Here is a 16,066-nt window from a genome sequence, read left to right as displayed (position 1 = left end):
CCGGCAACCTCCCGTGCGGTGGTCGCCGGGTTCGCCGTGGGTGGGGCTACCAGGATTCCGGGGGTTCCACGAAGGCCTTGCCCAGGTCCCTCGACAGCGACAGCGCCCGGCGGGCCCAGGCGTGGGTGGCCCCGGCGAGGCCGCAGGTGGGGGTGACGACCGCCGAACCCGCGAGCAGGGTGCGGGGGAAGCCCAGGCGGTCGACCAGTTTGAGGGCCGGGTCCGCCAGGCCGCGCAGGGTGACCGGGGACGTCGGGTCGGTGCTGGGGACCAGGCCGAGGAAGAACGTGGTCCCCGCGTCCCAGGCTTCGCCGATGTCGTCGGAGAGGGTGGCGGGGATGGTGGCCAGGAGGGTGGCGTCGAGGGAGAGGGCTTCGGCGCCCGCTGAGCGGAGGAGGGCGACCGGGGGGCGGGGGGCGCAGCAGTGGACGACCACCGGGTGGCCGGTGGCGGACTTGGCGGCGTCGACGAGGGTGGCGAGGGTGTCTCGGGCGTCCGGGGCGGGGACCGGGGGGACCATGCCGTAGCCGGAGGGGGTGGGCAGGGAGCCCGCCAGGACGGCGGGGAGGCTGGGTTCGTCGAGTTGGACCACGACCTCGGCGCCGGTGCGGCGGCGGACCTCGGCGACGTGCCGGGTCAGGCCCTCGGCCAGGGATTCGCCGAACTCGCGGAGGGCGCCCCGGTCGGTGAGGACGCGGTGGCCCCGGGGGAGTTCGACGCCGGTGGCGAGGGTCCAGGGGCCTGCCAACTGGAGCTTGAGCAGCTTCGGCCCGGTCGTCTCGGCCGCCTCCTCGATGGCGTCGAGGTCGCGGCGGAGGTGGTCTTCGGCGCGGCGGTGGTCGATGCCGCGGTGGGCGGTGACCCGGTAGCCGGAGGGGACGAGTTCGACCGCCAGGTCGACCAGCAGCGCCGCCGTGCGGCCGATGGTGTCGGAGCCCGTGCCCCGGCCGGGGAGTTCGGGCAGGTGCGGGAGGTCGGGCAGTTCGCCGAGGACCACGGCGGCGGCCTCGCGCGGGTCCTGGCCGGGGAGGGAGCCGACGCCGGTGGCGGAGCCGGGAGCCCAGGGTGCGGTGGTCACCGCTGCAGTGTGGTGGATCGGTCGGCTTACAGTGGGGGCCACCCCTCATCGGACCCGAGGAGCCCCGTGGACCACGCCGACGTGACCGCCGCGGCCGGGCGGATCGCCCCCTACGCCCGGCGGACGCCGCTGCTGCGGGCGGAGGTGGACGGGCGGCCGGTGGTGTTCAAGTTGGAGCACCTGCAGCTCAGCGGGTCCTTCAAGCTGCGGGGTGCGCTCAACGCCCTGCTCGGTGGGGAGTTGCCCGCGCACGTGGTGACGGCTTCGGGTGGCAACCACGGTGCGGCGGTGGCCACCGCGGCCCGGTTGCTCGGCGTTCCCGCGACGGTGTTCGTGCCGGAGGCGGTGCCCGCGGCGAAGGCGGCGCGGATCGAGGCGGCGGGGGCCAAGCTGGTGCGCCACGGCGCCGGGTACGCCGAGGCGGCGCGGGCCGCGCTGGCGGAGGCCGGGTCGGCGGGGGCGCTGTACGTGCCCGCCTACGACCACCCGTTGGTGGTGGCGGGACAGGGGACCTGCGTGGCCGAGGTCGTCGCCGAGGCGCCGGACGTGGACGCGGTGGTGGTGGCCGTCGGCGGGGGCGGGTTGGCCGCCGGGTCGGCGTTGACCGGGTTGCCGGTGTTCGCGGTGGAGCCGACGCGGTGCCGGTCCCTGCACGACGCGCTGGCGGCGGGGCGGCCGGTGGACTCCCCCACCGATTCGGTGGCGGCTTCGGCGTTGGGGGCCACCCGGGTCGGGGAGTTGCCGTTCGACGTCCTGCGCGCGGCGGGCGCCCGGTCGGTGCTCGTCGACGACGGCGCGATCCTCGCCGCCCGGGACCGGTTGTGGGACGAGTTCCGGTTGGCCGTGGAACCCGCGGCGGCGGCGCCGTTCGCGGCGTGGCTGGGCGGGGACATCGATGCCGAGGTCCCCGCCCTCGTCCTGTGCGGCGCCAATTCCGATTGGGAACCCGCCGAGGCGTGACTTCTGGAGACGACGCGGTCACGCGTGTGGCAGCCCGACGGCGGGTGGGGGCTCATCCCGGAACGGCTTTCGTTGTCGGATCTGGCGAGTACGGTGGAGCCCTGGCGTGGGCACGACGGCGGGGGTGGGTCGCATGCGGATCGGTGAGTTGGCGCGGGCCACCGGGGTCAGCGTCCGCGCGTTGCGCCACTACGAGGACGAGGGCCTGATCCGCCCCGCGCGCGGGGACAACGGCTACCGGGAGTACTGCGCGGGCGCGGAGGACGTGGTCCGGCAGATCCGCGGCCTCATCGAAGCCGGGTTGCCCACCCGGATCGTCCGCGACATCCTGCCCTACCTCGACGGCCCGGCCGCGTTGCTGCCGCGGGTCCCGTGCCAGGAGATGATCGACCAGGTGGCCGCGCAGCGGGAGCAGTTGGACCGGCGCATCCGGTGCCTGACGCGCAACCGGGAGGCGCTCGACGCCTACCTGCGCGACGCGCGCGCGGCCGCGACGCGGCTCACACCCGCTTGACCCTCACGCGAGTGTGAGGGTTGCACCGTCGGGGCATGACTCCACCTCCACCCCGGTCCCGCACCGGTCTGCTGGTCCTCTCCGCCGCCTCGTTCGTGACGATCCTGACCGAGGCGCTGCCCGCGGGCGTGCTGCCCGCGCTGAGCGCCGACCTCGCGATCGGCGAGTCCCGCGCCGGGCTGTTCGTGACCGGCTACGCGCTGGCCGCCGCCGTCACCGCCATCCCCGTGACGGCGCTGACCCTGCGGGTTCCCCGGCGGGCGCTGCTCGTGGCCCTGCTCGTCGCGTTCGCGGCGACCAACCTCGTCACCGCGGTGTCCGGGTCCTTCCCGCTGTCGCTGGCCGCCCGCGTCCTCTCCGGGGTCGCGGCGGGGGTGCTCTGGGCGCTGGTGCCCGGCTACGCGGCGCGGCTGGACCCGCAGCGGAGCGGCCGGGCCATCGCCACGGCCCTGGCGGGCATGACGATCGGGCTGTCACTGGGCATCCCGGCGGGCACCGCGCTGGCCGACCTCGTCGGCTGGCGGGTGACCTTCGGCCTGCTCAGCGGGATGGCCGCGGTGCTCGCCGTGGTCGGGCTCCGCGTGCTGCCGCCCGTCGCGGCACCCCCGCCCACCCGCGGCGCGGGCATGGCCGCGGTCCTGCGGACCCCCGGTGTGGCCGCGGTCAACGGCGCGTCCGTGGCGGTCGTGCTCGGCTTCTACGTGCTCTACACCTACATCGCGCCGTTCGTGGCGGGCCGGGGCGTCGCGGCGGGGACGGTGCTGTTCGTCTTCGGCCTCGGGTCCCTGGCCGGGGTGTGGGCCGCGGGGGCGACCGCCGACCGCGCGCCGCGCCTGACCACGCTCACCGTGCTGGGCCTGTGCGCGCTGTGCCTGGCGGGCTTCGGGGTGGTCGCGTCGTCGGCGCCCGCGCTGCTCGGGTGCGCGGCGCTGTGGGGCCTCACCCACGGCGCGGTGCCCGTCCTCATGCAGACCGCGGGGGTCCGCGCCGCCCCACACGCCGCCGACACCGCGAACTCCATCTGGGTCACCGGGTGGAACATCGGCATGGCGGGGGGTTCCCTGCTCGGCGGTGCGGTGCTCGACACCGCGGGGGTGGCCGCGACACCCTGGGTCGCCGCGGGTCTGGCCACCGTCGGTGTCGTGGTCGTGGCACTGGCCCGCCGGACGGGTTTCCCCCCGGCGCGGTCGGTCCGTGCCGGTCAGGAACGGCTCGTCGAGCAGCAGCACCGGGAACGGGCTGAGCCCACCGGGTCTGACACGGGGCTGTAGGCCACGCGGGGTGGGCGGGCCGCTGGGACCCGCCCCGGAACGGCTGTGGAAGCGGGTTCCGGGGCGGGTCCTGGTTCAGGCGCGCATGACCGTGGCGATCGGGATGCGGGCGGCGCGGATGGCCGGGAGCAACCCGCCCAGGATTCCGGCGATCAGACCGGCGGCGACCCCGGCCACGCCCGCCTGCCAGGGGAACGCCACGTCCTGCAACAACTGGGTCCGGGACCCGAGGACCTTCCCCGCCAGTTGCAGCCCGACCACGCCCACCCCGATGGCCGCCGCGGCGGTGAGCAGGCCGATGATCAGGGTCTCGGCCAGCACGATGCCCGCGAGCAGCAGCCTCGGGGTGCCGACCGCGCGGCGCAGGGCGAACTCCTCGATGCGCTCCCCGACCGTGGCCAGGCCGACGTTGAGGATGCCCGCGACGCCGATCAGCAGCACCAGCGCGGCCATGCCGAGGAAGATCCACCGCATCAGGTCGAGTTCGGAGCCGATCCGCTCGCGGGAGTCGACCGCGTTGCTGTAGACCTGCGACGGGTCCGCCCCCGCCCCGGTCAGGCGGGCGGTGAGGGTCTGGACCACCGGTTGGCTCGACGGCCACATGTACAGGGTCATCGACGCGCCGCCGCCCATGCGCGGGTCCGGGGTGGCCGCGCCCGGGGAGAGCCAGGTGAACAGTTCGTCGGCGCGCACGTACGCGGTGGGCGTGGACGAGCCGTCGTCGACGACACCGAGGATGCGGGGGGTGGCGTCGGCCGTGCCGCCCTCGACGCGCATCTGCGCGGGGACGCGGTTCTGGGCGAAGCCGGTGGCGGCCTCCTTGTTCAGCACGAGCCCCGGCGACAGCGACGGCTCGCCGCCGAAGTCCAGCCACTGACCGGCCCGCACCTGGAACGGGCGGAACTGGCGGATGTCACCGGTCAGGCCGACCAGTTGCAGCTCGATCGCCTGCCCGGGCGGGGCGGGGTTCTCGACCCTGCGCTGCTCGCAGTAGCCGTTCGACTCGCAGACGACCTCGTACGCGCCCTGGGAGCGGTCGGCGTACTTGAACGGCACGGGCCCGGGGTTGATCGCGATGACCCCCGGCTCGCCGATCGTGGCCTTGGTGCCGGTGGCGCCGACGACCTCGGGGTGGCCGCGCAGCACCTCCTGGGTGATCTCCACCGTCTTGGCGTGCTGCGGCAGGCTCACGTTGACGCTGCCGTCCTTGCCCTGCTGCAGCTCGATGTCGGCCAGCAGGGCGCGGTTGGCGATCTCGGACCCGGCCTGCACCGCCACCACCGCGAGCACGCCGAGGAACAGGCTGATCATGGACAGGAACGTGCGCAGCTTGCGCGCGCGGATGCCCTGGCCGCCGATGACGACCGCGGAGCGCAGCTTCCCGGAGAGCGCCATCAGATCAGCACCCCCCTGGGTTCGGGCCGCAGCACCCCGTCGGTCAGCCGCACGACGCGCCGCATCCGGTTGGCGTGCGCGTGGTCGTGGGTGACCAGGATGAGCCCGCAGCCTCGGTCGGTGGCCGAGTGCAGCACGTCGATGACCAGCGCGCCGGTCTCGGTGTCGAGGGCGCCGGTGGGTTCGTCGGCGAGCAGGATCTTCGGCTGGCGGACCAGGGCGCGGGCGATGGCCACCCGCTGCTGCTCGCCGCCGGACATCCGCGGTGGGCGCTGCTTGGCCAGGTGCGCGATGCCGACCTGCTCCAGCGCCGCCATGACCTTCGCCCGCCGGTTGCGGCGAGCGGCCCAGCCCTGGCCGTTGACCAGGGCCATGGCCACGTTCTGCGCGGCGGTGAGGTGCTTGAGCAGGAAGAAGCGCTGGAAGACGAAGCCGAACTCCTCGCTGCGCAGCCGGGCCGCGCGCCGCTCGGGGACGCGGGTGATGTCCTTGCCGCCCAGCAGGTACTGGCCGCCGTCGGGGCGGTCGAACAGGCCGATCAGGCTCAGCAGGGTGCTCTTGCCGGAGCCGGAGCGACCGAGGATCGCCACGCTGTCCCCCGAGTGGACAGTCAGGTCCACACCGGACAGGATCGGGCGCGGTTCCCCCTGTCCGGTCAGGGTTTTGGTGAGGCCGGAGATCTGGATGAGGGGCGTCACGTCAGTTCCCCGGCTTCTGCGGCGCCTCGGGCAGGTTCGGGCCGGGGACCGCGAGGGTCTCGTCGCCGGTGAGCCCGCCGCGGATCTCGACCACGCGGCCGTCGGTGAGGCCCAGTCGCACGTCCACGGTGCGGCGGGCGCCGTCGGGGCCGAGCACGTCGACCTTGCCCGCGCCCTGCCTGCCCGCCACCGCCTCCACGGGGGCGACCAGCACGCCGGTGGCCCGCGCGGTGATGACCTCCAGGGTCGCCTCGGCGCCGTTGATGAGCTTGACGTCCGCGGGCGGGGTGCACACCAGGCGCATCCCGGTGGCCTCCGACGGCGAGCGGGTGTCCTTGGGCTGCTCGGCGGGCGGGGCGACGGGGGCCTGCGGGGGGCCGGACGGGTTCGACTGCGCGGGCGGGGCGGCGGGCGGCGCGGGCGGGTCGGGGATGGTGCCCGGCGGCAGCGCGGCGATGGTGCCCAGCACGGCGCAGTCGAACGGGCCGGGCCCGTTCTTGATCTGCGCCTTGATCGCGGCCAGGCCGTCGGAGAGCGTGTAGGCCTGCGCGCCGTCGATGTCGGCGACGATGCCGTAGCCGCCGAACTTGGCCGACACGACCGGCATCCCGGCGGTCACCTTGGCCCGGTCGTCGACCAGCCTGCCCGCGAAGGTCGCCCCCGCGGGCACGTCGACGTTGGTCGGCTTGCCGCCCACCCACACCGCGCCCGCGCGGGTCGGCTTGGTCGGGGTGCCCTTGGCGTCCTTGACCTCGACGTAGCGCATCTCGCCGTCGGCGGGCGCGACCAGGCCGAAGATCGGGTTGATGGTCACCTTGCCGGTCAGGCTGACCTTGTTGGTCATGTCCTGCCTGCCGAGCTTGGCCGAGGTGAGCGTGGTCCCGCGCTCGGCCAGCTCGGGGACCGGGGTGGCGGAGTCCGCCGTGGAGCAGCCCGCCGTGAACAGCACGGCGGAGAAGACGAGCGAAGCGAAGAGCGGGATCAGTGGACGTGTGGTCACCGGTACCCCCCAGAGGTCGATGTCAACCGGTACACACCGAGTGTATACACAAGGGGGATAGAGGCGGTCGCACGGGTGGGACCGGCGTCTCCACCGAGGAAGACGCCGGTCACCCCACCGAGGTTGCCGCCGAGCGGGAATCAGCCGCCCAGGTCGACCGTCTCGCCGGTCGGCGAGCCCGCGTACAGGTCGTCGATGTCGTGCGCGTACTTCTCCGCGATCGGCTTGCGGCGCAGCTTGAGCGTCGGGGTCAGCTCGTCGCCGCCCGGCTCCCAGAAGCCCGGCACGACGCGGAAGCGCTTGACCTGCTCGATCCGGGACAGCTTCGCGTTGCCCGCGCGGACCGCGTCGGCGACCAGCGCCCGGACCCGCTCGTCCCCGGCCACGGCGGCGGGCGAGTCCGCGGGCAGCCCGTGCTTGGCGGCCAGCCCGGCGGCGGCGTCGGCGTCGAGCACGACCAGCGCGCAGACGTACGGCCGGTCGTCGCCGATCGCCACCACCTGCCCGATCAGCGGGCTCGCCGCCTTGACCGCGTTCTCGATGTTCGTCGGCGACATGTTCTTGCCCGAGGAACTGATGATCAGCTCCTTCTTGCGGTCGACGATGGTGACGAACCCGTCGCCGTCGACCACCCCGATGTCACCGGTGTGCACCCACCCCTCGGCGTCGACCGCCTCGGCGGTGCGCACCGGGTCGTTGCGGTAACCGCGCATCACCGACCCGCCGCGGATCAGCAGCTCGCCGTCGGCGGCCAGGCGCACCTCGGTGCCGTGCACGGCCATGCCCACGGTGCCGAACCGCAGCTTGCCCGGCCGGGTGGAGGTGCCCAGCCCGGCCGTCTCGGACATGCCCCAGATCTCGTAGACCTCGATCCCCAGTCCCCAGAAGAACTCCAGCGTCTCCACGGGGATCGCCGCCGCGCCGGACAGGCACAGCTTCGCCTCGTCCAGGCCCAGCTTCTCGCGCAGCTTCGACAGCACGACCGCGTCGGCCATCCGGTGCTGCAACGCCAACGCGGGCGGGACGGGCTTGCCCGCGCGGACCAGCGCGCTGCGCCTGATCCCCACGCCGATCGCCCACCGCGCGAGCTTCCGCTTGGCGGCACTGGGTTCCGCGGCCAGCGCGGTGTCGATGGCCAGGGTGAACTTCTGCCACACCCGGGGCACGGCGAAGAACACGTTCGGCCGCGCGTCGGGCAGCGCGGCGGCGAGCTGCCTGGCGTCGGCCACCGTCGTCACCAGGGTGCCGTAGAGCATCGACGCGTAGTGCGCCACGACCCGGTCGGCGATGTGCGCCGAGGGCAGGAACGACAGCACCCGGTCGCCCGCGGTGATGTCGTAGGCGTCGTCCAGCGCCCCGGACACCGCCAGGACGTTCGCGTGGGTCAGCTCGACGCCCTTGGGCGGGCCGGTGGTGCCCGAGGTGTAGATGATCGTCGCGAGGTCGGTCGGCTCGACCGCGCGCCAGGCGGCCTCGAAGTCGAAGTCCTCGGCGCCGCCCGCCTCCAGCTCCGCCAGCGGGGTGGTGCCCTCGACGCCCTCCTCCACGCAGATGACGTCCAGGCTCGGCCCCGCGGCGCGCAGCACCGGCACGAAGGCCCGCTCGGTGAGCACGATCCCGTTGCCCGCGTTGGAGAACACGTACTCCAACTGCTCGGCGGAACTGGTGTTGTAGACCGAGAACGGCACCGCGCCCAGGTGCAGCGCGGCGGCGTCGATCAGGTGGAACTCCGGGCGGTTGGTCAGCATCAGGCCCACCGCGTCGCCGCGGCGCACCCCGAGGGCGGCCAGGCCCGCGGCGATCCGGCGGACCCGGCGCCCGTACTCGCGCCAGGTGATCGACACGGCGTCCCCGGGGGTCCGCAGGGCCACCAGGTAGGGGTTGCGCTCGGCGGTGGCCTGGAAAGCCGCGCAGAGCGTGACAGGGCTGCTCATCGCACTGCCTCCATGGGGATTCGGGGCGGGACGCGGGCCACGTCGGTGTGGCCCACAACACAGTTCGATGATCGTAGGGAGCCGGGCGACCGGCTGTCCACCGCCTGTCCACAGGCGGGCCGCGGGCGCCGCGCTCAGCCCGCGCCGAGGCAGATGAACGGCCTGCGGTAGGGGTCGCGGGCCACCGAGGCGGCCAGCGCGCGGGCCGGGGTGACCCCCTCGGCCAGACCGCGGTGGTAGTCGGCCATGGCGGTCGCCGCCGCCTCGTCGCCGACCCGGCTGGTGGCCGCCACCACCGTGCGCACCCCGCCCGCCAGCAGCGCCCCCGCGTAGCCCAGCGCCTCGTCGCCGGGGCGCACGTAGTTCAGCGCCAGCTCGCAGGCGGCCAGCACCACCTGCCGGGGCGGCTGCGGCAGCCGGGCCACCTCGTAGGCGAACAGCGGGCCGTCGGCCAGCTCCAGCCGGGAGAACAGCGCGTTCGTCGGCTCGTGCTCGCCGTGCGCGGCCAGGTGCGCCAGGTCGGCGCCGTCGAGCGCGGCCAGCACCTCCGCCACGGTCGCCCGACCGCCGTCGAGGGTGACCGCGCCCGGGTAGACCGCCAGCAGGTGCTCCTCCTCGGCCACCAGCCCGGTGAGGCCGGGGCCGCGGGCCAGCAGCGTGCTGCCCCCGGGCGGGTCGGCGCGCTCGGCGGAGAGCCACGCGGTCGCCGACGGGGCGACCACCACCGACCGGCCGCGCAGCGACGGCAGGCTCCCCCACGGCACCGCGTACAGCGGCCCGGTCGGCACGACCACCAGGTCCCGGTCGCCGACCGCGTCGAGCAGCGGCCGGATGAGCTGCGCGTCCAGCGCGCCCGCGCTGCGCGCCGCGGACGCCTTCACCACCTCGACCACCGGCGGCGGCAGCGTGTCCGGGGCCAGCGCGTCGAGGTCGGCGTGCAGCCGCGCGGCCCACTCCGCGGCGGTGGCCGAGTCGCCCAGGCGCACCATCCTGGTGCTGTTCGCGGTCACCACCACGGCCACCACCGCGCCGTCGGGCTTGGCGAACGACACCAGCGCCCGCTGCCCCAGCGCCTCGGCCACCTCGCCCAGCGCCGCCACCGGGCGCGGGCTGCCCAGCGCCCCGGCCGACCAGCCCTGCCGCGACACCTCCCGCTCCAGCGCCGCGGTCTGCTTCTCCAACTGCGCCACCGGTTGCCCCGCCACCCGGGCCGACTGCACCGCCCGGCGCACGTTGCGCAGCTCGGCCGCCTTCGCCGCCACCTCCCGCGGCAGCGACACCGGCAGCGGCTCGTACCGGTAGACCTGCGCGCGGGTCCGCTCCAGCCAGCCGAACAGGCCGCGCGCGTCCGGGCGGGGCCTGCGCAGCACCTGCCGCACCGCCAGCTCGCCCAGCTCCTGCCCGTGCACGGCGGTGCCGCACACCAGCTCCATCCCGCCCATCTTGTCGCGCACCCGGCCCAGCTCGGTGAGCCCGGACCGGGCCTGGGCGAACGCGCGGCGCGGGCTGCCCGCGGCGATGGCCAGCTCCGCCCGGCACAGCCGCAGCAGCATCCGGTGGTCGATCGGGGTCGTCGACCGCGGCGGCGGCACCGCGTCGAGCAGTTCGCGCGCGGAACCCAGGTCCCGGCGGCGGATCTGCAACCGGGCGGCCAGCAGCAGCGCCAGCGCCCGCTCGTCCTCCAGCATCAGCTCGCGCAGGTCGTCGGCCAGCCGGACCGCGGTGTCGACCAGGGTGCGCCGCACCGTGCGCCCGCGGTCGTCGAGCGCGGACTGCGCCTGCGCGCGCACCGCGGCCAGCCGGGCGATCGCCGCCCAGCGCCGGTTGCCGCGCTTGGTGAAGCTGGTGTGCGCGGACGTGGCCCGGCGGTGGGCGAAGGCGGCGTCGCCGTCGAGCAGCGCCGCCGCCGCCCGGGCCACCTCGGCCTCGGCGGCGTCCTGCCCGCCGCGCTGCTTGCGCAGCACCGGCAGCGCCTCGTCCAGGCTGCGCGCGGCCTCCTCGGCGAGCCCGGCGGCCAGCAGCGCGCGGGCCTGGTCGAGCCGGACGACCGGCAGCAGCGTCGGCGCCTGCTCGGTGCACGTCCGAGCCGACTCCTCGAACAGCCGCAGCGCGGTCGGCATGTCCCCGGACATGTAGGCCACGTAGCCGAGGTTGTGCCTGGCCTTGATCGCGATGGTCGGGTCCATCTCGTACTGTTCGGTCAGCTCGATGCACCGGTTGACCTCGGCCACCGCGGCGGCGGTGTGCGCCTGCCCGATGTAGGCCAGGCTGCGGTTGAGGTGCAGGATCGCCAGCACGCTGGGCTCCCCCACCCCGGTCGCCAGCTCCCGCTCCAGCTTGTCGGCGATCTCGTCGAGGGTGCGCAGCCCCTCCTCGGTGCGGCCGACCCGGATCAGCCGGAAACCGCGCTGCTCCCGGGACAGCAGCTCCAGCTCCGAGCGGCTGGCCGGGTCGGCGATGGCCGCGACGAGCCCGCCCGCGGTGTCCAGCCTGCCCAGGCCGCGCTCGACCTCACCGACCTCGGTGTCGGCGTAGGCGGCGGTGACCAGCACCCGGACCCGCATCGGGATCAGGTCCTGGTCGGTGGGCTCCGGGGCGTTGTCCAGGGCGTCGAGCGCCTGCTCCGACAGCGACCGGGCCCTGGCGAACTCGTAGGCGTAGACGGCCACCCTGGCCCGCCGCCACAGCGCGCCCGCCCGGCGCAGGGTGCGCGCGTTCCCCGCGCTCACCGCGCTGCCCTGGGACGACCGGCCATGGCAGTAGACAGTACTGCCCGCGCGGCGGGATCAGTCCCGCCGCGCGGGCGGCACCGGCGGTCAGGACAGCCAGCCCAGCTTCCGCAACTGCTCGTCGGTGGCGGCGAGCGCGTCGGCCGCCCGGACGCAGCGGTCCTGGTCGGTGGTGGCGTCCTTGGCGACGGCCAGGTTGGCCGCGAGCATCCCGGCCACCACCGGGGTGGCGAAGGAGGTCCCGGCCCAGACGGCGAACCCGGTGGTCAGGTCGTCGGGGTCGGGGGAGGTGCGGGTCATGTTCGGCGTGCCGTCGCCCGGGGTGCCCAGGCCCGAGCCCTCCGGGCCCTGCCACAGCGGCACGGTGCTGACCACGGCGTTGCCCGGCGCCCACCGGGTGACCCAGTCGCCCTCGTTGGAGAACGCGGCGACGGTGCGGCCGGAGGCGTTGAGCGCGCCGACGGCCACCAGCAGCGGGTTGCCGGTGTTGGAACCGTCCGGGTTGAGCGCGAGCGCCGCCGGGACGAACGGGCGGGTGGTCGCGTCGTTGCCCGCGGCGGCGACCACGACCACCCCGAGGTCGGTCAGCTTGCGCACCGCCTCGGCCAGCAGCAGCCCGGTCTGCCGGTCGGCGTGCTCCGGGTAGAAGCCCAGCGACACCGACACCACGTCGACGAGGTCCTCGGCGATCCCGTTGTCCAGGGCGTTGCGGACCCGCTCGCGCAGCCACTCCAGCGCCAGCAGCACCGACGCGTCGGTGGTGATGCCGTCGGTGTGCAGCACCCGCAGCGACAGGATGCGCGCGTCCGGGCAGTTCTGGAACACCAGGCCGGTGACGAACGTGCCGTGCCCGGAGTGCGAGTCGGTGACGCCCAGCAGCGGTTGCAGCACGTCGCGCTGGTCGTTCGGGGACACCAGCGGCGGCATGACCGCGCCGCTGGCGTCGACCATGGTCGCCTCCAGGTCGGCCAGCAGCCCCTGGAACTCCACGGACACCTGCACCACCGGGTCGTCGCAGGGGTCGCCGACGGTCAGCCACGGGTGCTCGCCGATGCCGGTGTCGAGCACCGCCACCACCGGCCGCCGCCCGGCGACCAGATCGGCCGGGTCGGCCACCCGGCGCGGTTCGGGCAGGAACACCCGGACCGGATTGCGGTTCCCGGTCGCCAACGCCACGCCGCCACCCCCGACTCCACTGCCGAACGGAACACCACTGCCGAAGGGGACGCCGCTGCCGAACGGCACGCCGCTGCCGAAGGGGACCCCGCTGCCGAAGGGTGCGCCCTCCATCCGCACCGACGCCGCCAGCGCCAGGTGCTCCAGGCCGATCCCCTCCAGGTCGGCGTCGGGGAACCGGCGGCGCAGCCGCACCAGCACGCACCACGGGTCCGGGCTCTCGTCGGCGTCGGAGTCCTCCAGGCAGCGCACCAGCACCGGCACGGCGAACCCGTCGTCGAAGGACTCCAGCGCGGCGGCCCACCGCGGCGTGCGCGGCAGGCGCACCACCAGTTCGGCGCCCAGCGAGGCGATGGCCTCGTTGAACCGGGCGATCAGCGCGGCGTCGCGGGCCAGGCGCAGCGGCACCAGCAGGGTGTCGGTGCGGTACGCCGTGGAATCCGGCCGCCGGTGGCCGCGGCCGGGCAGCGCGGTGGACGGGTCGAGGAACCTCGCCCGGTGACGCATGAGGACGGTTGGCGGGGGACCGGCCACCTCGCAGACCCCGTCGGCCTCCCCGCCGCCCAGGTCTGTGGTGTGCTGATCGCCGTATGGGTCCATGCTCGCCATGAAGTGCCACCCCGGTACAGGTCGTCGGTCACGGTCGGTATGTGCACTCACACCGACCTGCTCATTGGTAGTAGAGCAAAGGTGTGGGCATCAGATACGTCGATGTGGAGAGTCCCTGCGTAACGGGTGAACGTGCAGAAGCTCTCGTTCTGACCCGATCACCAAACGTGAGTGATCAACTCACTCACCCACCCGAACAGCCCAATGCGGGCTGACGTGCGTGAATCCCCCACGGACCGGCGGCCCACCCGGGTAATTCCGGTGACTCGGCCCGGGGTGAGGGTGAATCCGCATTCCCCCCGACCGGGTCAACCTTTTCCGCCGCCGCTCACCGATGGCGAGGCGGACTGTGGGGCAGTTGGCGCAACCCGCCGTGATCACAACGGCTGTTCGAGTGGACCGGGCGCCCAGGCGGACCGGGACACCTGTCACCCAGGGTGAGCTTGACGCGGGTCCGCCGCACCACCTGCGGTTGCGGGCTCCACAAGGGAATCACGACGCGGGTGCGGCGCCCTAGGCTGAGCCCCGGAATGCGCAGGCGGGTCGGGCGGAGGGGGTTGGTCATGCTGGGCGGAGCCGGTGGGCAGGACGACAGACCGGCGGACTGGCCGTGGGCGGGCCAGGGCTGAGACCCGGGGTTAGGGTTCCCTGGCAGTCGTCGAGCCGAGGAGGAACCCGTGCGCGCCATCCAGATCACCGAGTTCGGCGGACCCGAGGTGCTCGTCCCCGCCGACCTCCCCGACCCCACCGCGGGCGCGGGCCAGGTGCTGGTGGAGGTCTCGCGCGCGGGCATCAACTACGCGGACACGCACAACCGAAATGTTATTTTGCCTATATGACAGCCCCGCGCCGCGCTCTAATCTACGTCCGACTCTCGTCCTACGTCGGAGATACCGACACGACCACATCACCCGCGCGTCAAGAGGAGGTGTGCCGGGCCTACGCCGCGGCGCACGGATGGCAGGTCACGGGGGTGGTCTCCGACCTCGACGTGTCCGGCTCAGACAAGGGGCTCCGTCTCGGCCGACCCGGCCTCCGTGAAGTCCGCGACCAGTGGAGTTTGACGGACGTCTTGATCTTCGCCAAGCTCGACCGCATCGCGCGCAACGTCGCCGACTGGGAGGCCCTCCGCGAGGAGGCTGACCGGAACGGCGTGGCGCTGGTGTCGGTCGCTGAGAATCTCGACCTGTCCACTCCGAGTGGCCGATTTGTGGCGACCATTCTTCAAGCGTTCGCCGCGATGGAAGCCGCCATGATCTCCGCCCGGACGACCGAGGCGGTCGCCTACATGGTTCGTGAGGGACGCCACCGCGGGGGGCTCGCCGCCTTCGGCTGGCGGGCTGCCCCCCGGCCGGACGGACCCGGCTACCGCCTGGAACTCGATCCCGAGCGGGTACCCGTGGTCCGGGAGGCCGTGGATCGCGTCTGCGCGGGCGAGCCGATCTCCGCCATCGTGGACGACTTCAACGAGCGCGGTCTCCCAGCACCCGGAGGCAAGGGCGGGCGTCGTCGGTCGGCACCCTCCGAGACTGACCGCCGAGGCTGGACCGACATCGCTCTTCGACGTCTTCTCCGTCGTCCCATCCTCCGAGGGTGGCAGGTGCACAGAGGCGAGGTCGTGCGGGGAAAGGACGGGCTCCCCACCCAACCGCACGACGCGGTGGTGACGTCGCCCAGCGAGTGGGCGCGGCTCCAGAGCGCCCTTGACAAGCGCTCGCTACCGTCTACCAAGACCGTGGACGCGCCCTACATGCTTCTCCGGGGGCTGGTCTCGTGCGCCTACTGCACTTCGACCCTCCACGCGGTCAGCCAACCGGGCAAACCGCCCGTCTGGTCTTGCACACGGAGGCCCCGACTCGCGGACGGCCAGAAGTGCCCGGGGGTCGTGATCTCCCGCGCCAGACTTGAGGAGTACCTGGTAGAGCGCGTGCTCTCAGCCGTCGGCGACGTCCAAGGGGTCGAGATCATCGTGGATGACCAAGAGGATGACGAGGCGCTCGAACTGGAGGCCGCTCTCGACGCTGTCGTGGCCCGATTCCGTGATGCGGACGACGACCAGGAGGCAATCCTCCTGACTCAGCGGCGAGCGCTGCGAGCGAGACTCCGGGAGATTCACAGGCGTCCCGCTGCCCGAGGTGCCATGCAGAGGAACACCGGGACGACCTTCGCCGAGGAGTGGCAACGGGCGGACGACGACGGGAAGGCCGCACTGCTGCGCGGAGTGATCTCCGCGGTGACGGTCAAGAAGGGTGTCCGGGGGCGGCACGGAATCGACCCCGCCAGGCTCGAAATTATCAGCCACCCCGCCCCAGTCCAGGACGTCGTTGACCTGACCACCTCCGGCGTGTACTTCTGGGCCTCCTGATCAGCTCGAACACACCCCGCCCCGCCCGTCTCGCACGGGCGGGGCTCTTCTTTGTCCTGATCTACTCCTCCCCACCAAGCGGGGCGGCGATCACGGCCGCGAAGAGTCGTTGAGACGTGCGTAGACGCGGGCGACCGGCGTGCGGGCGCTGCCGTCGTCGGGGGGTCGCGCTGGGCTCACGCCTCCTCCGGCGCCGCGGTGAGCAGGCAGGTAAATCACTTGCGGCTGTCCGCGGCCAGTTCACGCCGTCTCCCTTGAACTAATCCGACGTGGCCGCCCTACTCGCTGTCGAATCGCCGACAAGCTCCAGGACGCTGGACAGGTGTTCAACCGGATG

General features: G+C 73.9%; 11 protein-coding genes and 1 pseudogene. 5 read left to right on the top strand and 7 right to left on the bottom strand.

The features are described from left to right. Positions 1-46: 46 nt before the first annotated feature. The gene (locus tag UO65_RS01220; protein ID WP_035277869.1) at positions 47-1,078 is read right to left on the bottom strand and encodes a methionine synthase; all 1,032 of its coding nucleotides are present in this window, start codon (positions 1,076-1,078) and stop codon (positions 47-49) included. A 66-nt stretch (positions 1,079-1,144) separates the two neighbouring features. On the opposite strand from UO65_RS01220, the gene UO65_RS01215 reads away from it, so the two are divergent. The 3 genes from UO65_RS01215 (at position 1,145) to UO65_RS01205 (ending at position 3,823) form a co-directional block, all read left to right on the top strand. Further along, entirely contained in the window at positions 1,145-2,038 is an 894-nt protein-coding gene (locus tag UO65_RS01215; protein WP_035277867.1) for a serine/threonine dehydratase, read from the top strand. A gap of 133 nt (positions 2,039-2,171) precedes the next feature. Further along, positions 2,172-2,552: a MerR family transcriptional regulator gene (locus UO65_RS01210; protein WP_035277904.1), complete on the top strand. Its 381-nt coding sequence runs from the start codon at positions 2,172-2,174 to the stop codon at positions 2,550-2,552. Between the two features lie 35 nt (positions 2,553-2,587). Continuing rightward, positions 2,588-3,823 (top strand): MFS transporter, encoded by a 1,236-nt coding sequence (locus tag UO65_RS01205; RefSeq protein WP_084175211.1) that lies wholly within the window; start codon positions 2,588-2,590, stop codon positions 3,821-3,823. 75 nt (positions 3,824-3,898) lie between these two features. Here the strand turns inward: UO65_RS01205 and UO65_RS01200 are convergent, their stop codons facing one another. The 6 genes from UO65_RS01200 to UO65_RS01175 all read right to left on the bottom strand — a co-directional run bounded on the left by UO65_RS01200 (position 3,899) and on the right by UO65_RS01175 (position 13,364). Next, positions 3,899-5,218 carry an ABC transporter permease gene (locus UO65_RS01200; RefSeq protein WP_035277865.1) on the bottom strand — a complete coding sequence of 440 codons (1,320 nt, stop codon included), beginning with the start codon at positions 5,216-5,218 and terminating at the stop codon, positions 3,899-3,901. After that, positions 5,218-5,916: an ABC transporter ATP-binding protein gene (locus tag UO65_RS01195; RefSeq protein WP_035277864.1), complete on the bottom strand. Its 699-nt coding sequence runs from the start codon at positions 5,914-5,916 to the stop codon at positions 5,218-5,220. Before UO65_RS01195 ends, UO65_RS01200 begins: the two co-directional genes overlap by 1 nt. A 1-nt stretch (position 5,917) precedes the next feature. Then, positions 5,918-6,916, bottom strand: coding sequence for an efflux RND transporter periplasmic adaptor subunit (locus UO65_RS01190; protein WP_052020398.1), 999 nt, complete (start codon positions 6,914-6,916; stop codon positions 5,918-5,920). Between the two features lie 140 nt (positions 6,917-7,056). Beyond that, on the bottom strand, positions 7,057-8,850 hold the full coding sequence (locus tag UO65_RS01185) for an AMP-dependent synthetase/ligase (protein WP_035277863.1): 1,794 nt from the start codon (positions 8,848-8,850) through the stop codon (positions 7,057-7,059). Positions 8,851-8,984: 134 nt separating this feature from the next. Further along, positions 8,985-11,579 (bottom strand): CHAT domain-containing protein, encoded by a 2,595-nt coding sequence (locus tag UO65_RS01180; RefSeq protein WP_035277862.1) that lies wholly within the window; start codon positions 11,577-11,579, stop codon positions 8,985-8,987. A gap of 87 nt (positions 11,580-11,666) precedes the next feature. After that, positions 11,667-13,364 carry a S8 family peptidase gene (locus tag UO65_RS01175; protein ID WP_035277860.1) on the bottom strand — a complete coding sequence of 566 codons (1,698 nt, stop codon included), beginning with the start codon at positions 13,362-13,364 and terminating at the stop codon, positions 11,667-11,669. Between the two features lie 677 nt (positions 13,365-14,041). Between UO65_RS01175 and UO65_RS35335 the strand changes: the two are divergent. Both UO65_RS35335 and UO65_RS01170 read left to right on the top strand, forming a co-directional pair. After that, positions 14,042-14,176 (top strand): annotated as a pseudogene (locus tag UO65_RS35335) (NADPH:quinone oxidoreductase family protein); the annotation flags it as partial. Positions 14,177-14,199: 23 nt separating this feature from the next. Continuing rightward, on the top strand, positions 14,200-15,729 hold the full coding sequence (locus UO65_RS01170) for a recombinase family protein (protein ID WP_084175210.1): 1,530 nt from the start codon (positions 14,200-14,202) through the stop codon (positions 15,727-15,729). The last annotated feature ends 337 nt before the right edge of the window (positions 15,730-16,066 follow it).

This window comes from Actinokineospora spheciospongiae, from assembly GCF_000564855.1.
GTDB classification, from domain to species: domain Bacteria; phylum Actinomycetota; class Actinomycetes; order Mycobacteriales; family Pseudonocardiaceae; genus Actinokineospora; species Actinokineospora spheciospongiae.
Note: the sequence above shows the minus strand (reverse complement) of the source record. Positions and strands in the feature narration are given on the sequence as shown.

What these genes read in the sequence shown, in the direction of transcription:
- UO65_RS01210 (WP_035277904.1), top strand. Translation starts at nt 2,172, where the DNA reads ATGCGGATCGGTGAGTTGGCGCGGGCCACCGGGGTCAGCGTCCGCGCG.
- UO65_RS01205 (WP_084175211.1), top strand. Translation starts at nt 2,588, where the DNA reads ATGACTCCACCTCCACCCCGGTCCCGCACCGGTCTGCTGGTCCTCTCC.
- UO65_RS01200 (WP_035277865.1), bottom strand. Translation starts at nt 5,218, where the DNA reads ATGGCGCTCTCCGGGAAGCTGCGCTCCGCGGTCGTCATCGGCGGCCAG.
- UO65_RS01185 (WP_035277863.1), bottom strand. Translation starts at nt 8,850, where the DNA reads ATGAGCAGCCCTGTCACGCTCTGCGCGGCTTTCCAGGCCACCGCCGAG.
- UO65_RS01175 (WP_035277860.1), bottom strand. Translation starts at nt 13,364, where the DNA reads ATGGCGAGCATGGACCCATACGGCGATCAGCACACCACAGACCTGGGC.
- UO65_RS01170 (WP_084175210.1), top strand. Translation starts at nt 14,200, where the DNA reads ATGACAGCCCCGCGCCGCGCTCTAATCTACGTCCGACTCTCGTCCTAC.